Here is a 1,627-nt window from a genome sequence, read left to right on the forward strand (position 1 = left end):
TCGTAATATAAGGTTAGCCAGATATTTCTGGTTGACCTTTTTATTTATGGTCTTAATATTACGGTAGTCGGGGTAGAACGTCGCACCCGTGGGTTAAATCCCGTCAACTAAACTGTTCACCCCCTACTTGTATAAACATGTTTCAGGCTGGTTGGGACAACGATCCCGTTTAACAAGCGAACCTATGACATTACAAGAAGCCTTAGGGGATACCGACAATTGTTGTTTTACAAAGGAGGAGATTTGATTATGAATCCAGTCATTGGTCTGGATGTTTCAAAAGGTGAAAGTCAGGTTCAAGCATTTTTAGACAAAGGCAAACCGTATCGTAAGAGCTTTAGTATCAAACACAATACTGATGGTTTAGGTAGTTTATTAGAGTTCCTTCATGAAGTAGAGAGTTCAGCTGGTGGTCATAAGCCAACGGTGGTTTTAGAATCAACAGGACACTACCATTTTCCTGTAATTCAATTTCTTGAGGAACAAAGTTATGTTTATATTGTTGTAAATCCTATTATCTCCCATCGAGCCAAAAGTTCGAGTTTAAGGAAGGTAAAAACAGATGCAATTGATTCTTATCACCTTTGCGAGCTGTTTTATAAAGAAGAGTTAGAGCCTTATAAAAAAAGAGGAATTCAACTATTAAATCTTCGTAATCTAACAAGACAACAAGAAAGTATTGCCGAAGTATCAGCACAGACTAAAATACAGCTGCATACCCTTTTGGATCAGGTATTTCCTGAATATAGAGGAGTTTTTGGAAGTTTATATTCCAAAGTCTCATTGCTTACATTATTAGCATTTCCTACTTCAGAAGTAGTGTTAAGTGTGAGTGAAAGAGAAATAACAGAGAAAATAGCTTCGCTATGTATGAGTCGTTCAGATGCATGGGCAAACGAAAAGGCTAAAAAATTAAGGGAAGCAGCCCTTCGTAATCCGTTTCAAAACAACCTCTACCAGAGTAATATTTTTAATCTAGAGTTATTAGTCAACATCGTTCTTCAATACCAAGAGCATCTATCTAAGATTGCAGTTGAAATAGATGCCCTCGCTAAAGAAATTGAAGAATATCATATACTGCAGTCTATCCCTGGAATTGGAGAGAAAATCGCCGCCACGATTATTTCCGAAATTGGTGAGATAGATCGGTTCAATGATGCCAAAAAGCTCGTTGCATTCGCTGGAGTAGATCCTAGTGTTTTCTCTTCTGGTAAGTTTACCGCATCTGTAAATCGAATTACCAAACGAGGTTCTAGTAGGCTTCGTCATGCCTTGTATATGGCTGTTCAAAGTGGTATTCGTGATGCTCGTAAAAAGAAAACGACTGATGAAATCATCGCACGCAATAAAAGATTAAGAGAGTTTTACGATAAAAAACGTGAAGAAGGAAAACCCTTCAGAGTAGCAGTTATTGCATGTGTTAATAAGCTCTTACATTGGATTTTTGCCTTACTAAAAAGCAGAACTATTTTCCAAGATACAGTTTAAAAACTATATCTAACTAAATACAACAAAACCTTCCAAATAAAACATAGAGGAAGGTTATTTGGCATGAACATTTTTAGTATATCATGACGTTATTAATCTTTTTATTGAAAAATGTTGACAAACTATTAGCTGGTTTAGT

Annotated in this window: 1 protein-coding gene; it reads left to right on the forward strand. The window is 36.3% G+C overall.

Annotated elements, in window-relative coordinates; translation table 11 throughout:
• Positions 1 to 249: 249 nt before the first annotated feature.
• Entirely contained in the window at positions 250 to 1,488 is a 1,239-nt protein-coding gene (locus LQ216_RS20195) for an IS110 family transposase (RefSeq protein WP_230131448.1), read from the forward strand.
• Positions 1,489 to 1,627 lie beyond the last annotated feature (139 nt).

The sequence above is a fragment of the Bacillus sp. CECT 9360 genome (genome assembly GCF_918741275.1).
In the GTDB taxonomy this organism is placed as follows: Bacteria; Bacillota; Bacilli; order Bacillales; family DSM-1321; genus Peribacillus.

Coding starts and splice junctions, on each gene's coding strand:
- LQ216_RS20195 (WP_230131448.1), top strand. CDS start 250: ATGAATCCAGTCATTGGTCTGGATGTTTCAAAAGGTGAAAGTCAGGTT.